Genomic DNA, 18,620 nt, shown 5'->3' on the forward strand with positions numbered 1-18,620 from the left:
TTCCGCATTTGCGGAAAGTCAGCCGCCTTCTCTTTCCTGCAACCGCTTCGTTTCGGTGTGCAGCGTCTCGGTCATCCGCACGACGTAGCCGATGATCAGCTCGATCTCCTCGGGGGTGTGCTCCTGGACGGCCTTCTCGCAGGCGTCCCGCAGCCCCTGGAACATCCACGAGTACTTGTCGTGGTCCTGCGGCAGCACCTCGACCAGCACCTTGCGCCGGTCGTGCGGGTCGCGCACCCGGCGCACGTAGTTCGCCCGCTCCAGCCGGTCGATCACCCCGGTGACCGCGCCGGTCGACAGCCCGGACAGCTCGGCGATGCGCCCGGCCGTGACCGGCCCGGGGGCGCGTCTGGCAAGGTCAAGGCACTTGTGGTCGGTGACGGAGAGCCCCATCCGGTCGGCGACGGCGGTGTGGAACATCACCGTGGCCGCACCGAGGTCGCGCCCCGACATCGCCAGCCGCATCCCGCCCTCGGTCATGTCCAGACCGAACCCGGGCTCCTGGTGCCTCTTCCCGCTGGCCATGCGTCTCCTGCCTCCACCGGCGAAACTATCTTCAGGACAAGAAGCTTGGCGGCTCAGCCACTCGTCCCCCGAAGGATCGTACCTGGTGGACGGCGTGGCCACCGATTCCGCGAACCCGCTCACGGAGAATTGTCAGCGGGCAGGGCTACGCTCGGAAAGGTGAATCCAGTCCCCCTGGGTATGCCATCGGTTCCGCGCGCGGAGGCGCTACCCGCGCGACCGGATGATTCCGCCCTGATCGACCGGTTCGGCCGAAAAGCGACCGATCTCCGGGTCTCGGTCACCGACCGGTGCAACCTGCGCTGCTCCTACTGCATGCCCGCGGAGGGACTGGACTGGCTGCCGGGCAGCGACCTGCTCACCAGCGAGGAGCTGACCAGGCTGATCAGCGTCGCCGTCCGCGACCTCGGGGTCGACGAGATCCGGTTCACCGGCGGAGAGCCGCTGCTGCGCAAGGACATCCTCGACGTCATCGCCGGGGCCGCGCGGCTCACCCCGCGCCCGAGGATGTCGCTGACCACCAACGGCCTGCGACTGCCTGAGCTCGCCGCCGGGCTGAAGGCGGCGGGGCTGGACCGGGTCAACGTCTCGCTGGACACGCTGCGCGCGGACCGGTTCTTCACACTCACCCGCCGGGACCGGCTGACCAAGGTCCTCGACGGCATGGCCGCCGCGGCCGAAGCGGGCCTGACCCCGGTGAAGGTCAACGCGGTGCTGATGCGCGGCGTCAACGACGACGAGGCCGTGCCCCTGCTGGAGTACTGCCTGGACCGGGGCTACGAGCTGCGTTTCATCGAGCAGATGCCGCTCGACCCGCAGCACGGCTGGGACCGGGACCGGATGGTCACCGCCTCGGAGATCCTCGACATGCTGCGCGGGGCGTTCGTGCTGACCCCGCACCCCGCACCCCGTGGCGGAGCGCCCGCGGAGCGCTGGGTGGTCGACGGCGGGCGCGGCTCGGTCGGCGTGATCGCGTCGGTGACCCAGCCGTTCTGCTCCGACTGCGACCGGACCAGGCTCACCGCGGACGGTCAGGTCAGGTCCTGCCTGTTCGCCACCACCGAGACGGACCTGCGCGGCCCGATGCGGGACGGCGCCAGTGACGAGGAGATCGCCGCGCTGTGGCGCGCGGCGATGTGGGGCAAGGCAGCGGGGCACGGCATCGACGAGGCCGGATTCGCCCAGCCGCGGCGCCCGATGAGCGCGATCGGAGGATGAGCGTGCAGTCGATGACCGTGCGGTACTTCGCCGGGGCCAAGGCCGCGGCCGGTGTGCAGACCGAGTCGGTCGAGCTCGCCGCCGAGTCCACTGTGGACGAAGTGATCGCGGTGCTGCGCGAGCGCCACGGCGTCCGGCTGGCGACCGTCCTGCCCGCGTGCAGCTTCCTGCTGGACGGTATCGCGGTGCGGGACCGGGCCGTGGCGGTCCGCCCAGGAGCCGAGCTCGACGTGCTCCCCCCGTTCGCGGGCGGATGACCGGAGCTCGTTCAGGTCGCGGGCGGCACGCCGAGGTCGGCGAGGATGCGGGCGGCCTCCGCCGCGGCCTGCTCATCGCCGAGGACGCCCAGCAGCACCAGTGAGCGGGCGGCGCCGAGCCGGTGACCGGTCTCGGTGTGCACGGCGACCGCACGACGGGCGTGGGTGGCCGCCGTGTCCAGCTCACCGAGGTCGTGGTTGATGCGGGCGCGGGCACTGATCGCCTTGCCCTCACAGAGCCGGAACGCGACGCGGCGAGCGTGCGACTCCGCCAGCTGCACTAGCCCCAACGCGTCGGTCGGCTGTCCCAGCACCCTGCTCGTCTCGGCGAGGCCGGTCAGCGCCGAGATCTCGCCGTAGGTGAAGTTGGCTTCGCGAGCCAGCTCCAGTCCTTCGCGGTACCAGTCGAGCGCGTGCTCCGGGCGCCCCCTGCCGAGCTCGATGCCACCGGCGACGTTCACCGCGTCGGCCACGGTCTTGCGCCGCTGCGTCGCCCTGGCCGTGGTGATCGCCTCCAGGCACAGCTCGTACGCGCGCTCGTGCTCGTCGAGGTCGCGGTAGACCTCGGCCAGGCTGCTGAGAACTGCCGCCTCGCCGGAGCGCAGCCCCAGCTCACGACTGCGTTGCAGCGCGTGGTCCAGGCTGTCGACGGCCTTCGCGTACTCACCGAGCTCGCGATACCCGATGCCGAGGTTGTTGGAGGTCAGCACCTCGATCGTGCTGAAGCCGAGCCGCGCGCTCATCTCCACCGCATCGGACTGCACCCGCACGGCGTCGGCCAGCAACCCGCGATAGATGTAGATCGCACCGAGGTTGAGCATTCCCAGCGCCTCCACGTGCGGCGGGCCGCTGACCTGGCTGCGGGCCAGGCTCCGTTCGAAGCAGCCTTGAGCGCGCATCGTGTCGCCCAGCTCGGCGTAGACGGTGCCGAGGTTGTTCAGGAAGCTCACCTCGACTTTCGGCGGCAGTCCCTCGTCGCACAGCGCCAGCCCCTGGCGACACTGCTCCGCCGCGGCCTCGTACTCGGCGAGGTCGCTGTACAACCGCGCGAAACTGTTGTGCACAGCGGCTTCTCCGCGCCGGTCGCCGAGTTTCCTCGCTGTGACAAGGCCTGCGTCGGCGATCGTCCGCCATTCCGCTATGTGGCCGCCGGAGCTGAAGTACAACCGCGCGGTGTCGGCCAGGTGCACGGACAACGGGTGCGTCCGGCACCGGGCAGCGGCGACGAGGTTCAGCCGTTCGGAGTCAAGCCACTCGATCGCCGAGTCCCGGTTGGCGAAGGAGGGCAGCCACGGCCGTTGTTCCGTCTGTGGCAGGCCGATCCTGCTGATGTCCGGATGTGCCACGCGTGCGGCCCGATCCGCCGCACGGAGGTAGTGGTCGAGCAGTCGTTCCACAGTGGACTCACGTTCGCCGTGGCTCTCCTCAACCCCGCACAGCTGCTCCGCGTAGAGCCGCAGGAGGTCGTGCAGGTAGTAGCGGTTCGGGCCGCACATCGCGAGCACGTTCACCGCAGCGAGCTGCTCAAGCAGCACCGAAGCCCGCATCGGTGTCTCCTCAAGCAACGCGGCGGCGACGTGCGGACCGAAGTCCGGGCCGGGCACCAGGCCGAGCCGTCGGAACAGGCGACGCGCTTCGGGCTTGAGTGCGCTGTAGGACAACCCGAAGACCGCGTGCACGGCAGCTGCCGATTCGTCGGAGACCGCAAGCGCGGCAAGGCGGTTGCCATGCCTGAGCTCCTCGACGTAGGCGGCAGGACTCGGGTTCACCCGGCCTGCGAGGTTGACTCCGGCGATCCGCAGTGCGAGGGGCAGATGCCCGCACAGCTCGGCGAGCTCGGCCGCCGCGGGGTCCTTTGCGACCTCCGGTCCCAGCATCCCGGCGAGCAGCGCTGTGGAGTCTTCGACGCCAAGTGGTTCGAGGCGAAGTGTCCGTGCACCATGCCCGACAACGAGACCGCGCAGCTCGTTGCGGCCGGTCACCAGCACCGAACAACCCGGATCACCCGGGAGCAACGCGCGAATCTGGTCGGCGGCACTGGCGTTGTCGAGCACCACGAGCACACGCTTGCCGGAGAGCGCAGAACGGTAGAGCGCCGACTGCTCGTCGACGTCCATCGGGATCTGCTCGGGCCGAACGCCAAGTGCGCGAAGAAATCGGGACAACACCTCAACGGTCGTCACCGGCGGCCCGGAGGCATACCCGCGCAGATCGACGTAGAGCTGGCCATCCGGGAAACCGCGCTTGAGCCGATGCGCGACGCGGACCGCGAGCGCGGTCTTGCCGACACCGGGAGAACCGGAGATCACGGTTACCGGAACCGATCGCTGTCCCTCGGCGGGCAGCAGTGAGTGCTCGACGAACTCGACCCGGTCGGCGCGGCCGACGAAGTCCGCCAGGTCCGGAGGAAGTTGCGCTGGAACCACCCTGGGCGCCGCACGGGTCGGTGTCTCCGCGAGGTCGTGGCTGCCGGACAGGATCGCCTGGTGCAGCTCGCGCAGGCTCGTTCCTGGGCCGACACCGAGCTCGGCGCGCAGCAACGCGGTGATCCTGCGGTAGGCGGAAAGCGCTTCAGCCTGCTGCCCCGACCGGTACAGGGCGAGCATCAGCTGCGCCCAGAACCGCTCGCGCAGCGGATGATCCGCGGTCAACGTGGTCAGCTCGCCGATCAGCTCCTGGTGTCGGCCGGCCGCGAGGTCGAGCTCGACACGTCGTTCGAGCGCACCGAGCAGCATCTCCAGCAGCGAAGTGATCTCGTTGCGGCGCAGGGGCTCCGAGTCCACCTCGGCGAGAATCGGCCCACGCCACAACCGCAGCGCCTCCTCAAGCAGGGCGTGCTCGGCCTCTTCCGAACCGTCTTCACGGCAACGCGCGGCGCGTTCCACCAAGTCGCGCAGGCGAAGCAGGTCGAGCTGCTCGGGCGCGAGAAGCATCGTGTACCCGCCGCGCACCGTGCGCAGCAGGTCCCCGCCGATGACCCGGCGCAGGCGCATGACGTGCACCTGGAGCGCGTTGCGGGCCTCCGCGGGCGGATCGTCGCCCCACAAGGCCTCGATCAGGTCGCCGACCGGGACAGCCCTGCCCGAGCGCAGCAGCAGCATCGCGAGAACGACGCGCTGCTTGGCCGCCTGGACGGGAACCGGGACGCCGTCGACCGCGAGCTCCAGCGGCCCCAGCACCCGGAACCTCACATCAGGCGGCATCACGGTCCTCAACCACTACTCAGGCGACTCGTCGGCCTCCGGCATTCCCATGTCCACGAACATCTCATGCGCCACACGCAGGTGTCGCGTGGCATCAACTTTGTTTCCAAGTGCGCGACACGCCGACCCGAGTACCTGTACGGTCCACGCCTCCCACACACGTTGGCGGGTATCGCGATGGAGCGGAAGCGCGCGATCGGCGCACTCGATGGCTTTTTCCGCAGCGCCGACGTACAGGTGGCTCTGCGCGAGCGAGGTCAACGCCCGCGGCTCGCACAGCCGGAGACCGTTTTCCACCGCACTGGCGAGTGCCTTCTCGCTGGCCTCCACCGCGGCCACGCCGTCGCCGAGCGCGCGCCGCACTGCGGCGAGGCCGATCAGCGCGTCCACATTGCCGTGCTCGTAGCCGATCTCCCCGACGATGCGCACCGCCTCCAGCTGCACCGGCAGGGCCCGTTCCGGTTGGCCGAGCATCACGTGCGCGGACGCGATCGTGTTGAGCGCTTCGACCTCCTTGACCCGGTTCCCCGTCGCCGCGGCCACCCGCAGAGCGGCGTTCGCGTTCGTGAGTGCGTTGGCGAAGCGCCCGAGCAGCATCTCCGTGACCGCGATCTCGTCGAGAACGGCCGCCTCGTCATGGCTGGAGGAGATCCTCCTCCAGACCGCGAGGGTGCGCTCGAAACCTTCTAGCGCCTTGACGAACCGGCCCGCCTCCCGGTCGAGGATGGCGAGGTTGTGCCCGGCGACGCCCTCGACGTGCCGTGCCCGCAGCTCGCCTGCCAGCTTCCGCGACTTGGTGAAGGTCTCCACAGCGAGATCCACCTGTCCGATGTAGGCGTAGACCGTGCCGAGGTTGAGCATGCAGTTCGCCAGCCCGCGCGACGCGCCGCGCTCGCCCTCGATGGCCATGGCCTGCGTCAGCTTCGACACGGCAGCCTCCTGGTTGCCAGCCATCGCGTGCGAGACACCCATGTTGCTGAGCACCTGTGCCTGGCCGCGCCGGTCACCGACCTCCTGGTAGAGCGAGAGCGCCCGGCCGGAGAACTCCAACGACTTCTCGATCTCCCCCATGCACCAGTGCAGCATCGACCGGCTGCGCATCTGGGCAGCCTGGCCGCGGACGTCGCCGGCCTCGATCGCGGCGCGCAACCCGAACTCGGACACCAACCGCCAGTCCGCGTCATCACGGCTGTGCCGGAAGTAGGTGGTCAACGAGCTGGCGAGGTACCAGGCAACAGGCAGAGGACCGTTGTCGGCCGCGAAGACGATCGAGGCGATGATGTTGGGCCGCTCGGCCTCCATCCACGCGTGTGCGTCGATCAGCTCGGAGAACTCCAGCGACACGGTGCCCGGCGACACGTCGCGCTCCGGCAGGTAGTACAGCTCCGGAGAGATCACCTCCCCGGCTCTGTAGGCGTTCGTGGAGTAGTAGTCGAACAGGCGTCCGCGCGCGGCGACGCGCTCCGCCGACGCATCCTCCACTGTGGACTGTTCTTGCGCGAAGAGCCGCACCAGGTCGTGGAACTGGTACCTGCCGGACACGTACTCCTGCACAAGGCTCACCGAGGCAAGGCGGCCGAGCAGCTCCGCGGCGCGATCGACCGGCATGTCGGCCAACGCCGCCGCGGCGTGAGCGGTGAAGTCCGGCCCAGTTTGCAGCCCCAGCAGGCGGAACAGCCTGCGAAGCTCCGTGTCGAGCGAGGTGTAGGACAACGCGAACGTCGCGCGGACAGCGGCCTGTTCGTCCTCGTCCACCGCGAGCGCGGCAAGCCGGTCACCGTCACGGAGCTGCCGTACGTACTGACCGAGCGCAGTGCGACCTTGGCTGGCCAGGTTCGCACCGGCGATCCGCAACGCGAGCGGAAGGTTGCCGCACAGGCTCGCCAGCTCCGCGCCCGCCGCACGGTCACGATCCAACCTCTGCGCGCCAAGGAGATCACCGAGCAGCTCCTGCGCCTCATCAACGGCGAGCACGCCGAGAGACTCGAACAGGGAGCCAACGGGGGCGAGTTCCCGCAACGTGTCGCGGCTGGTGACCAGGACCGAAGACGAGCCACCCTCCGGCAGGAACGTCAGAACCTGGTCGGCGTTGGCCACGTTGTCCAGCAGCAGCAACACTTTCCGCTCAGCGAGCTGGGCTCGTAGCATCGCTGCCTGCTCGTCGACCTCCAGCGGCACCTGCTCCGGCGCGACACCGAGGGCGCGGAGGAAGCGCGCCAGAACCTGTCCGATCGACGGCGCTGTTCCCGCCGAGTAGCCGTGCATGTTGGCGAAGAGCTGGCCGTCCGGGAAATGCGCCTTGAGCCGATGAGCGACCCGCACGGCCAGTGCCGTCTTGCCGACTCCTGGTGGACCGGACACGACAGCGAGCTTCGGGCGCTGCTCCACCAGACGCGCGACCAGCTCCTGACGGCCGACGAAGTCCGAGATGTCACCGGGAAGCTGTTGCGGCACGACCTTGGCCACCGCCGCTGCCGGTGTGACCGGAGCGGCCAAGACAGCACTGCCGGTCAGAATTCCCTGGTGCAGCTCACGAAGCTCACTTCCCGGCGAGATCCCCAGCTCAGCCCGCAGCGTCGCGGAAGCGGAACGGAACGCCTCCAGCGCCTCCGCCTGCCGCTCACACCGGTAGAGCGCGACCATCAACTGGCCCCAGAACCTTTCCCGCAAAGGGTTCTCCGCCGTCAACGCGCGGAGCTCGGCGATCACCTCACGGTGCCGCCCCAAACGGAGGTCGGCGTCCACCCTGCGTTCAAGCGCCATGAGCAGCTCGTCATTGATGGACGCGATCTCGTTGTCGTGCAAGGAGTTGGACGAAGCGTCAGCGAGCACCTGGCCGCGCCACAGCGCCAGCGCCTCGCGCAGGAGCCGAGCCTCCTCCTCGGGCTCGGTCGCGACACGGGCGCTTTCGACCAGTTGCCGGAAGCGGTCGAGGTCCATGCTGCTGGGATGAATCACGTACCCGCCGGAAACGGTGTCGATCACACCGTCACCGAGCAGCCGCCGCAACCGTCCGATGTGGATCTGCAAGGCGTTGCGCGCGGTGGCGGGTGGCTGCTCGCCCCACATGATGTCGATCAGCTCGGTCGCGGAAACCGGCATCGGCGTGTTCAACAACAACGCCGCGAGCAGAGTGCGCAGCTTGGCGGCGTGGACCGGACGGACCTCGCCGTCCACGACGACCTCAAGCGGCCCCAGCACGCGGAACTCGGTCGTCATCGCGTGCTCTCCAGCAACGCACAAACCTTGACCGCCGCCCGCGCACCCATCTCGGTGAACATCTTCTCGGCGCGTTCCCAATGCCCACGCGCGGCGGCGACGTCCCCGGCGTCGTGGAGAAGGAGCCCCAGCACGTGCAGCGCCTCCGCTTCCCTGCTCCGATTCCCGTGCTCCCGTGCCTGCTCAAGCGCGGAGTTCGCGTAGTCGACCGCCTGACCGGCAGGCTGAATGCGCAACCCCGTCTTGGCAAGGCCGATCGCGGCATCGATCTCATGCCGGACAAAACCCGCCTGTCGCGCCGCGTTCATCGCTTCGCGATAACTCGCACGAGCCTCCGTCCATTCCCCCAGCGCGAAATGAGCGACGCCAAGAGCACAGGAAACGGCCACATCCCCCCACTTGTCCGAATCACTGACCAGTTCGCGAGCGGCCTGCGCCTCCCTCAGCGCTCCCGCTCCATCCCCTTCACCGGCAAGGATCTCGGCGAAGCCGACCCGCGCGATGGCCCCGGCCTGATGCAGCCCCAGCTCGTCACACCGCGCGATGGCTTCCCGCATTCCATTCACCGCGCCCTCGATATCACCGAGCACGTAACGCACGCTCGACAGGTTCGCCAGCGCATTGGCATAGCTGTCCCACGCACCGAGCCGTTCCGCGAGGACAGTTGCGTCCTCCTGGTGCCGCGCGGCCTCTCGGAACTGACCGAGTTCCTGATAGGCCAGGCCGAGGTTGCCCCGAGCGTTCGCCTCCTGGTGCCGAGCTTCGACCTCCTGGTAGATCCGTGCGGCACGCCACAGGTACTCGATGGCCTTCTCAGTGGCGCCGAGCTCCCAATGCACGCCCGCGCAGTTGTTGAGGATGTTGCCCAACTCCAGCGAAGAAGCGCCCTGGTCAGCGGCAGCGAGAGCCTTGTCGTACTCCACGAGCGCACCGTGTGGATCACCGCTGATCCAGGTCAGATGCGCGAGGTGCGAGTGCATGGTGGCGATCGCCCCGCTGTTGTCCACGGCGACAGCCGCGGCCAGACCACGTTCGGCGATCTCGCGGCAGTCCACGTTGTGTCCCTTCGCAAGCAGATAGACCCACAACACATCGACGAACCGCCACAGGTGCTCGTTCCGCCCGCGTTGTGCGGCCAACGCCACAGCGGCTCGCAGGTTCGCGCGCTCATCCTCCATCCACGTATCAGCACCGGCGCGGTCGATGAACGGAACACCGATCCGCACGCTTTCCGGCAACTTCGCGGTATAGGCACGCAGGGGCAGCAGTCCCCGCGCCGAACCCGCTGCGAAGAGATGCCAGTCCAACAAGCGCGCCACCGCGGAGTCGATGCCCTCGGCAGACTCCTCCGCCACCGCCCGCTGCCCCGCATAAGCACGAAGCAGGTCGTGGAGCTGATAGCGACCGTTCTCCTGCTCCTGCACCAAGTTCGCGGTCGCCAGCTCGTCCAACAACGAGGACGCAGTTTCCATGGTGCAGTCGGCCAATGACGCCGCCACCCACTGCGTGAAGTCCGGCCCAGGTACAAGCCCCAACAGCCGGAACAACCGCTGCGCGTCGACCGAGAGCGTGCTGTAAGACATAGCGAAGGCGGCGCGAACAGCAGCTTGCTCGTCACCGTCAACGGTCAACGCGTCCAGCAGGTCACCACTACGAAGCTCAGCCACATAAGTGCTGACAGAGCAGCCCTGTTGAGCGATGTTCGCGCCCGCGATACGCAGAGCCAATGGCAGGTTGTCGCACAGCCGCACCAGATCCGCACCGGCATCGGGCTCGCTGTGGAGCGCGTCGCCGACGAACTCACCAAGCAAAGCGAACGAGTCAGCCTCCGGCAGTACGGAGAGCGTGATTGTCCGAGCACCTTCGTAGTCGGCAAGCTCGTGCAACACACCTCGGCTGGTGACGACAACGGCACACCCACCGGAGTCAGGCAACAACGGCCGCACTTGCTCCCCGTCGATGGCGTTGTCCAACAACAACAAGACACGCCGATCGGCCAGCTCGGACCGCAGCATCGTGGCCTGCTCGTCAACCTCGGTGGGCACGCGGTCAGTCGGAACCCCAAGAGCACGAAGGAACCGCGCCAACACCTGCTCCGTCGTGGGCGCTACTCCGCCTGAATACCCGTGCAGGTTCACATGCAGCTGACCGTCCGGGAACCGGTGCTTCATCTGATGGGCGACGCGGACCGCGAGCGCGGTCTTGCCCACCCCAGGCGGCCCGGACACCACGACGATCTGGGTCCCGGAGTCGAGCAGCCCGGTGATCCGGTCGATCAGGTCCTCCCGCCCGACGAAGTCGTTGATATCGCCGGGCAACTGCTGCGGCACGAGGACACCGCTGCTCTCAACGACGTTCACCGGGGGGACATCACCGGTCAGGATCGCCTGGTGGAGCTCGCGAAGCTCGGCACCAAGAGCAACACCGAGCTCGGCGTTCACGATGGTGGAGACACTGCGGAAAACCAGCAGCGCCTCCGCCTGCCGCTCGGAGCGGTAGAGCGCCAGCATCAACTGGCCCCAGAAGCGTTCCCGGAACGGATGGTCTCCGGTGAGCGCCCGCAGTTCACCGACGAGCTCCCGGTGCCTGCCAAGCTCAAGATCGGCGTCGATCCGCTGTTCCACCGCGTCGAGCAACTCGGCGTTCACCCGGGTGATCTCGTTGGCCCGCAGCGAGGCCGACGGAACATCGGCGAGCACAGGGCCACGCCACAACGACAACGCCTCGCCCAGCAAACGGGACCGGGTCCCCCGCGAAGTCGACTTCGCTCGCCGCACAAGCTCCCGGAACCGCAGCAGATCAACCCGCCCGCCGCCGATCACGTACCCGCTGCCGACCGTGCGGATCACGTCATCCCCGAGCAGCCGCCGCAGCCGAGCGACATGGGTCTGCACCGCGTTCCGCGCGGTGAGCGGCGGGTCCTCACCCCACAACGCGTCAACGAGTTCTATCGCGCTCACGGTCCGCCCCGGCTGCAACAACAATGCGGCGAGCACGACCCGCTGCTTCCCGGCCCGCACCGGCACGACCCGCCCGTCCACGACCACCTCGAGCGACCCGAGCAGCCTGAACTCAACGGTCATCGCACCCGTTCCAGCAACTCCCGCACACCGTCGGCCTCCGGCATGCCCATCCCGGCGAACATCTCCACCGCCCGCTCCCAGTGCTCCCGCGCCCCGACCACGTCACCGGCCGCACGCAGAGCTTCCCCCACAACCCGCAACGTCCGCGCCTCCCACACCTGGTGATGAAGCTTTCGGTGCTGCTCAAGTGCTCGCTCGCCGTATTCCACCGCCACGGCGGGCTCTCCGGCACGGGCGTAGCACTCGGCCAGAGCGGTCCGAGCCATCGGCTCACACAGCCTGATGTCGTTTTCCAAAGAGATCCTCAAAGCCTCAGAGGCGGCCTCCTCCGCTTCCGAAACCCTGTCATGGGCTAGCAGCATCTTCGACAAGTCGACGAGCGACATGGCGAGTCCGGGCAGGAACTTGATCCGGCGCATCACGTGGACACTCTTCTGCTGCAAGAGCAGGGCCTCTTCGAGATCACCTCGTCGGCGACAGATCTCGGCTAGTGTTCCCGAAGCCTCTGCCTCCTTGAGCTTGTTTCCCGTTTCGATGGCAATCTCCAGGGACCTCCCCACATGGATGGACGCCTGGTCGACATCGCCGGCAAAGAGATGGGTCAGCGCCAGTTCATCCAGTGCCGCCGCCTCACCATGACGCGCGGCAAGCCGGTGCCACACATCGAGAGCCTGTTCAAGCAGCGCCCGCGCTTCGCGAACTCGACCACCTTCCCTCGCCATCAACCCGAGGTTGCTCAGTGAGATCCCTTGGATGTGAAGCACCTCGAGCTCCTTGGCCAACGCCAATGCACGCTCAAGACAACCTCTGGCCAGGTCGATATCACCGGAATGCGCATATGCCGCCCCCAAGTTCATCAGAACATTGGTCAGTGCATGACTCTCGCCGAGCTCGCGAAAAATCAGCTCAGCCTCGAGCAAGTAGTCGACAGACTCAACCTGATTTCCCAGAAGAGCGTGCGCAACACCGAGGCACGTGTAGCTCTGCGCCTCTCCGACCCGGTCACCCAATAGGCGATACATTGCCAGCGCACGCCCGTGCAGTTCCACACTTTGCTCAGACTCGTAAATCGCCTGCTTGAACACCCCCAACCCGGTGCACATGAGAGCCCGACCGTGCCCATCATTCGCCTCATCGGCGGCGGCGCGCCCATATTCGAGCAACTCGAGCCAGTCGGATCCATATCTCCGATGGCGGAGATAACTAGCCATGGAGAAAACGAGCTCCCATGAATATCTCAAAGGCCCCAGCTCGCTCGAGCTGCGCACCATGGCAATAAGATTGGCTCGCTCATCATCGAACCAGGAAAGCGCTTCTGTCGCACCTTCAAAGGCGACTTCAAGACCGGCCGGGACTTCGAGGTCAGCAGGAGCACACCGCATCTCCGGATTCAACACTTTCGCAGCATTATTCACTGCCGAGAGGTAGGACTCAAAGAGCGCGCGACGAGCCCGCGAATCTCCGAATGACTTCCCAGCTAGGGAATACTTCTTGTGCGAGTAAAGACGGATGAGATCGTGAAACTGGTATCGGCCCGGCCGATGTTCACGAATGAGATTAGCGGCGGAGAGCTTGTCCAGGATGACACCTGCCCACCCGAGGTCTCGATCAGTCAGCGCAGCGGCGACCCAGCTCGTGAAATCAACCCCAGGAACCAGAGCCAGCGCGGCGAACAATTTCTTGCCGTCAGGGTCGAGTGTCGCGTAGGACAGCTCAAATGCGGCCCGTACCGCAGCGTGGTCGTCACCCTCGATCGTCAGCGAGTCGAGAAGGTCACCAGATTTCATCCTGTCGATATAGGCACGGACGTCAATGGCCTGGAAAGCCAGGTTGGCGCCGGCGATCCGCAACGCAAGCGGAAGGTTCCCACAGAGCGTGGCGAGCTCCCGTCTGGCGTCCACATCAGCTTCACCCCATCGGCCACCGACAAGCTCGCCAAGCAGTTCCCCCGAATCCTTGACACTCAGCGTAGGCAGCGACAGTGGATGCGCCGAACCCTCGCCCGCCAGAGCGCGGAGCTCGTTCCTACTGGTGATCAACACTGAGCAACCGGGCAGCGCCCGAAGCAAAGGACGCACCTGTTCCGCATCTGCCGCGTTGTCGAGGACCACCAGCACACGCCTGGTCGCCATCGTCGCCCGGAGTTTCTTCGCTTGCTCCTCCAGCTCGGTGGGAACCTCCTGTGGCCTCGTCCCGAGCGCTCGGAGAAATCGGGCCAGCACCTGTTCGGCCGTCGGGGTAACACCCCTCGAATACCCATGCAGGTTCACATGCAGCTGGCCATCCGGGAAGCGGTCTTTGACCCGGTGCCCCACACGAACAGCAAACGCCGACTTACCGACCCCCGGCGGCCCCGACACGACAACAAGTCGAGCACCCTCGGCTTCAGGATCGAGCAGGCTCACCACATGCTCGATCATCTCCGCCCTTCCCACGAAGTCACCGAGATCGGCAGGTAGCTGTTGCGGAACAACCCGAGCCTCGACGTCAGGCTCCGCGGCCTGCTCAACCTCGCCCGTGAGCATCTTCTGGTGGAGCTCGCGAAGCTCGGCTCCAACCTCGGACGACAGGTCCAGCCCCGTCCGCTGCACGACATCACGGAACGCCGCCAACGCCTCGGCCTGCTGCCCCGAGCGGTACAACGCCAGCATCAGCTGTCCCCAGAACCGCTCACGAAACGGGTACTCCGCCGTCAGCGCACGCAACTCTCCAATGACCGAGCCATGCCTCCCCTGGCTCAGATCGACATCGATACGCCACTCAAGCGCCTGTAGAAGCTCGGCTTCCAGAGCCGGGCACTCGGCGTCCCTCAGCTCATCGGACGGCACATCCAGAAGAGGACGGCCGCGCCACAGTCCAACTGCCTCACGCAACGTCTCCGCTTTCAGCTCGCCTGATTCGCCAGAAGCACGGGCGACAAGGCTGCGGAAGCGAAGCAAGTCCACGCGGTCCGGGTCCACATCTACGAAGTAGCCACCCTCGACGGTTCGGATCAGCTCCGCAACACTGAGCGCTCGCCGAAGGCGGGTCACATGGGTCTGGACGGCGTTGTGTGAGTCCTTCGGCGCGTTGTCTCCCCATAGGTACTCGACCAGTTGACTCGTCCGAACCGGTCGCCCGGCATGAAGCAGCAAGGCGGCAAGGACAACTCTCTGCTTGGGCGCGTTGATCGGAACAATGTGACCGTCAACCCAGACCTCCAGAGATCCGAGGACCTTGAACTCGACTGCCAACGTGGCAGCCCCCCGCTCGCGCGCGCTCCTACCCACGAAACATCCCCCGTTCTCCCGGCTACACACCGGTCGTGTCAGGTCTCCCCAGACCTGTGACGGTGCCGACTCGACTCGTCAGCGCCTACCTCTATTACATGGCGGCCTTCACAGCATCGCTGCTGGTGAGGCGCGGCGACACGGAGTACGCGTTCTCTGGGGCATTGACCGGAACGAGATGGCCGTCCGGGGTCCGTTCAGCGGTGCCTGACGGACGGTTGGCGACCCCCCGTTATCGGGCCGTCACCAACTGCCACTAACGTGTTGTGCGCCACGTGAGCAACCCGCCCACAGTGACGAACGTCCCTCAAGCGGTCGTCCCGCGCTCGACGACCGGCCTTTCGGCGTTCACCGCAGGTCCATCCCGAGCGCTTAGCGTCCGAGCCGTCGACGCCGTTCGAGGAGGTGGCCGTGCAGGCATTCCGTCGCATCGCGGTACTACTGCTGACGATCTTCGGAGTGCTCGCGAGCGCCACCGCGCCGGGCATCGCGGCGCCTTCCCGCGTGAAGCCGCTTCCGCAGGCACACGCACACAACGACTACGAGCACACGCGTCCGTTGCTCGACGCCCTCGCCAACGGCTTCACCAGCGTCGAGGCCGACATCTACCTGGTGGACGGCGCCCTGCTCGTCGGGCACGACCCGGACGACCTGCGGCCGGACCGCACTCTTCAGTCCCTGTACCTGGAGCCGCTGCGCCAGCAGGTCATCGCCAACCACGGCCGTGTGCACCCCGGCCGCCCCGGACTGTTCCAGCTGCTCATCGACCTGAAGAACACCGGCGCCGCCACCTACGCAGAGCTGGACCGGGTGCTTCGCTCGCCGAGGTACTCCTGGATGTTCAGCCAGTACGTGTCCGGCAAGGTCGTTCGCGGTGCCGTTGACGTGGTTGTTTCCGGCGACCGGCCACGTCAGCTGATGAGCGGTCAGCGGCACCGCCTGGCGTTCTACGACGGCCGGATGACCGACGCGGCGGACCTCGGGCCCGGTTCGGACGCCAAGCTCGCCGCCCTGGTCTCGGACAACTGGACGAAGCTGTTCACGTGGAACGGCGTCGGTCCGATGCCTGCTGCTGAGAGGGCGAAGCTTCGCGAGATCGTGGCCACCGCGCACCGGGCCGGCCAGCGGGTTCGGTTCTGGGCGACGCCCGACTCGCCGGGACCCGAACGCGAAGCGATTTGGCGAGAACTCGTCACCTCTGGGGTGGATCACCTCAACACCGACGATCTGTCCGGACTGCGAGCGTTCCTCACAAGGGGCTGAAGGGTTGTACTTCTACGCCACTTGGTGGCGTCACCCACGTGACCCAGACCTCACATACGGTAATTGATCCTGGGTTGGAAACGACCCGGTAACGGTGCCTCCAGCTGCCTAAACCTCCTCGATCGTAAAACACCCCCTTCGCGTTACTGTGACGACGGCCACACTCTGAGACGTTTGGGTTCCCCGCCGCGGTTACGTACGGTCGCTTCTCGGTTGGCCCCGAAACCCAACCGACGCAGTGCCGGAGAGCTGACGCGCCAAATCCTGTCCAGCAGGTCTCCGGTCAACGACCCCGAGCGGAAAGACAACTTCTGGACAGGAGCGGGGGAACCACTTCCCGGGCGTCCCGAGCGCCCTAGGGGTGAAGCCGGTCCCGACCGGCCGGGCCCTCCCCGACAGAGCCCGAACCCGACAGCTCACCTCGCAGGCGCGGTAGGAGAGAGAGAAATGACTTCTTACCGAGGCAAGCACCGCAAGCAGTCCACCACCGGTCGCAACGTGGCCCGCCTGGCAGTCGCCGGCGCCGTGGCCGCAGCGCCATTCGTTGTGACCGCAGGCACCGCCTCGGCCGCCACCCCCAACTGGGATGCCCTCGCCAAGTGCGAGAGCGGCGGCAACGCAAGCATCAACACGGGCAACGGCTACTCCGGTCTGTACCAGTTCAAGCAGTCGACCTGGCTGGCCTACGGTGGCGGCGCCTACGGTCAGAACGCCCACCAGGCAACGGCTGCCCAGCAGACCGAGATTGCCCAGCGGCTCTACAACGCCAGGGGCGCGAACCAGTGGCCTGGCTGCACCAAGAAGACCGGCTGGGCGAACGGCGGTGGCGGCGGTGGCAGCACCAAGGCCAAGCCCGTGTCCAAGAAGCAGGTCACCAAGAAGGCCGCTCCGGTGAAGAAGGCCGCGACCCCCGCGCCGGCCGCCACCGCTCCGGTCAAGATCGAGAAGAACGGTGCCGACTACACCGTTGTTGCCGGTGACACGCTGTCCAAGATCGCCGCGGCGAACAACGTCGAGGGCGGCTGGAAGGCGCTGTTCGAGCGCAACAAGGACGTCGTCAAGGACGCCAACCTGATCATCGTCGGTCAGCAGCTCGACCTGAAGTGACGATGTGCTGAGCACGTCCTGGTGAAAGGCCCTGGCCAGCAATGGCCGGGGCCTTTCGCTCGTCTCCGGCGAGCTACGGGCAGTTGACCCACTCTTCGGTCCCGTCCGCGAAGAGCTGGCGCTTCCAGATGGGGAGCCGTAGCTTGACCTCATCGACAAGATCAGCGCACGCGACGAAGGCCTCGCGGCGGTGCGACGCGGAGACCGCGCACGCCAGGGCGGAGTCACCGATCCCGAGGTCACCGATGCGGTGGCTGACCGCGAGCGCGAAGACCTTCGGGTGCCGGGCGGCCACGTCGGCGGCGACCTCGGCGATCACCTTCTCCGCGCTCGGATGGCCGGAGTACTCCAGCTCGCGCACCTCGCGGCCGCCGTCGTGGTCGCGGACCACGCCGGAGAACGTGACAACGGCGCCCGCGGTGCGGCTCGACACCAGGTCGGCGTGCTCGGCGACGTCGAGCGGGGACTCGGTCACCACTGCCCGCAGCACCTGGGCCGGAGAGTCGGCTCGTGTCACGTGGTCACCTCCGCTCAGCTGGTCGACCGCGTGGTCGAGCACCCCGTCGAGCACGGTGAGCCCGTCCCGCACTCCGCCGGTCGAGCCGGGCAGGTTCACCACGAGGGTCCGGCCCGCGACTCCGGCGACTCCGCGCGAGAGCACCGCGGTCGGGACCTTCGGCAGGCCTTGGGCGCGGATCGCGTCGGCGAGGCCCGGAATCTCGTAGTCCAGCACCGAGCGGGTCGCTTCCGGCGTGCCGTCGGTCGGTGAGATGCCGGTCCCGCCCGTCGTGACCACCACGTCCACGCCGTCCGCGATCGCGGCGCGCAGCTCCGTGGCGACCGGGTCCCCATCAGGGACGACCACGGGCGCGGGCACCTCGTAGCCCTTCGCGCTCAGCCAGGACTCGATCACCGGACCGGTGCGGTCGGTGTAGACGCCGGCTGCCGCGCGGTTCGAGGCCACGACCACGCGGGCCGTGCGCGCGCTCACCGGTCCTCCGGACGGGTCCACAGGCCGGTCTTGCCGCCTTCCTTGCGCTCGACGCGCACGGCGTCCAGTGTCGCGGCGGGGTCCACGGCCTTGACCATGTCGTGCAGCGTGAGCCCGGCGACCGTGACCGCGGTCAGAGCCTCCATCTCCACACCGGTGCGGTCCGTGGTGCGGACGGTCGCGGTGATCCGGACGTCGGAGCCCTCCGCCGCCAGGTCCACGACCACACCGGCGAGCGCGATCGGGTGGCACAGCGGGACGAGGTCAGGCGTGCGCTTGGCACCCATGATCCCCGCGATCCTGGCGGTGGCCAGGGCGTCGCCCTTCGGCAGTCCGTCCCTGCGCAGCAGCGATACGACCTCTTCGGTGGTGCGCAGCACACCGGTGGCGACGGCGAGCCGGGCGCCCGGCCGCTTGTCGGACACATCGACCATCCTGGCCGCTCCGGCCTCGTCGACGTGGGTCAGCTCCTCCGCCACGCCGTT

Annotated in this window: 11 protein-coding genes and 1 riboswitch; of the genes, 4 read left to right on the forward strand and 7 right to left on the reverse strand. The window is 67.4% G+C overall.

Annotated features, from left to right (window positions below; genetic code table 11):
* Positions 1–18: 18 nt before the first annotated feature.
* Complete coding sequence (locus ACFFQA_RS33575; RefSeq protein WP_377861122.1) at positions 19–453, reverse strand: MarR family winged helix-turn-helix transcriptional regulator; 435 nt, start codon at positions 451–453, stop codon at positions 19–21.
* A gap of 252 nt (positions 454–705) precedes the next feature.
* On the opposite strand from ACFFQA_RS33575, the gene moaA reads away from it, so the two are divergent.
* Entirely contained in the window at positions 706–1,743 is a 1,038-nt protein-coding gene (gene moaA, locus ACFFQA_RS33580) for a GTP 3',8-cyclase MoaA (protein ID WP_377861124.1), read from the forward strand.
* Entirely contained in the window at positions 1,740–2,000 is a 261-nt protein-coding gene (locus ACFFQA_RS33585; RefSeq protein ID WP_377861049.1) for a MoaD/ThiS family protein, read from the forward strand. The genes moaA and ACFFQA_RS33585 overlap by 4 nt, the downstream gene beginning before the upstream one ends.
* A gap of 11 nt (positions 2,001–2,011) precedes the next feature.
* Here the strand turns inward: ACFFQA_RS33585 and ACFFQA_RS33590 are convergent, their stop codons facing one another.
* Genes ACFFQA_RS33590 through ACFFQA_RS33605 form a run of 4 tightly spaced genes read right to left on the reverse strand, consistent with a single transcriptional unit; the run spans position 2,012 to position 14,738 of the window.
* Complete coding sequence (locus ACFFQA_RS33590) at positions 2,012–5,203, reverse strand: AfsR/SARP family transcriptional regulator (protein WP_377861053.1); 3,192 nt, start codon at positions 5,201–5,203, stop codon at positions 2,012–2,014.
* Between the two features lie 15 nt (positions 5,204–5,218).
* Positions 5,219–8,422, reverse strand: a complete 3,204-nt coding sequence (locus ACFFQA_RS33595) for an AfsR/SARP family transcriptional regulator (RefSeq protein ID WP_377861055.1) — start codon at positions 8,420–8,422, stop codon at positions 5,219–5,221.
* Complete coding sequence (locus ACFFQA_RS33600) at positions 8,419–11,505, reverse strand: AfsR/SARP family transcriptional regulator (protein ID WP_377861057.1); 3,087 nt, start codon at positions 11,503–11,505, stop codon at positions 8,419–8,421. The genes ACFFQA_RS33595 and ACFFQA_RS33600 overlap by 4 nt, the downstream gene beginning before the upstream one ends.
* Positions 11,502–14,738 (reverse strand): AfsR/SARP family transcriptional regulator, encoded by a 3,237-nt coding sequence (locus ACFFQA_RS33605; RefSeq protein ID WP_377861059.1) that lies wholly within the window; start codon positions 14,736–14,738, stop codon positions 11,502–11,504. The genes ACFFQA_RS33600 and ACFFQA_RS33605 overlap by 4 nt, the downstream gene beginning before the upstream one ends.
* A 447-nt stretch (positions 14,739–15,185) precedes the next feature.
* Between ACFFQA_RS33605 and ACFFQA_RS33610 the strand changes: the two genes are divergently transcribed.
* Both ACFFQA_RS33610 and ACFFQA_RS33615 read left to right on the forward strand, forming a co-directional pair.
* Positions 15,186–16,037, forward strand: coding sequence for a phosphatidylinositol-specific phospholipase C/glycerophosphodiester phosphodiesterase family protein (locus ACFFQA_RS33610; RefSeq protein WP_377861061.1), 852 nt, complete (start codon positions 15,186–15,188; stop codon positions 16,035–16,037).
* 292 nt (positions 16,038–16,329) lie between these two features.
* Positions 16,330–16,483, forward strand: a riboswitch (cyclic di-AMP (ydaO/yuaA leader).
* 1 nt (position 16,484) lies between these two features.
* Positions 16,485–17,144: a transglycosylase family protein gene (locus ACFFQA_RS33615; RefSeq protein WP_377861063.1), complete on the forward strand. Its 660-nt coding sequence runs from the start codon at positions 16,485–16,487 to the stop codon at positions 17,142–17,144.
* Between the two features lie 73 nt (positions 17,145–17,217).
* Here the strand turns inward: ACFFQA_RS33615 and ACFFQA_RS33620 are convergent, their stop codons facing one another.
* A complete protein-coding gene (locus tag ACFFQA_RS33620; protein WP_377861065.1) occupies positions 17,218–18,135 on the reverse strand; it encodes a molybdenum cofactor biosynthesis protein MoaE in 918 nt (305 codons plus the stop codon).
* Entirely contained in the window at positions 18,132–18,614 is a 483-nt protein-coding gene (moaC, locus tag ACFFQA_RS33625; protein WP_377861067.1) for a cyclic pyranopterin monophosphate synthase MoaC, read from the reverse strand. Before moaC ends, ACFFQA_RS33620 begins: the two co-directional genes overlap by 4 nt.
* Between the last annotated feature and the right edge of the window lie 6 nt (positions 18,615–18,620).

It is taken from the genome of Allokutzneria oryzae (genome assembly GCF_042429765.1).
GTDB lineage: Bacteria > Actinomycetota > Actinomycetes > Mycobacteriales > Pseudonocardiaceae > Allokutzneria > Allokutzneria oryzae.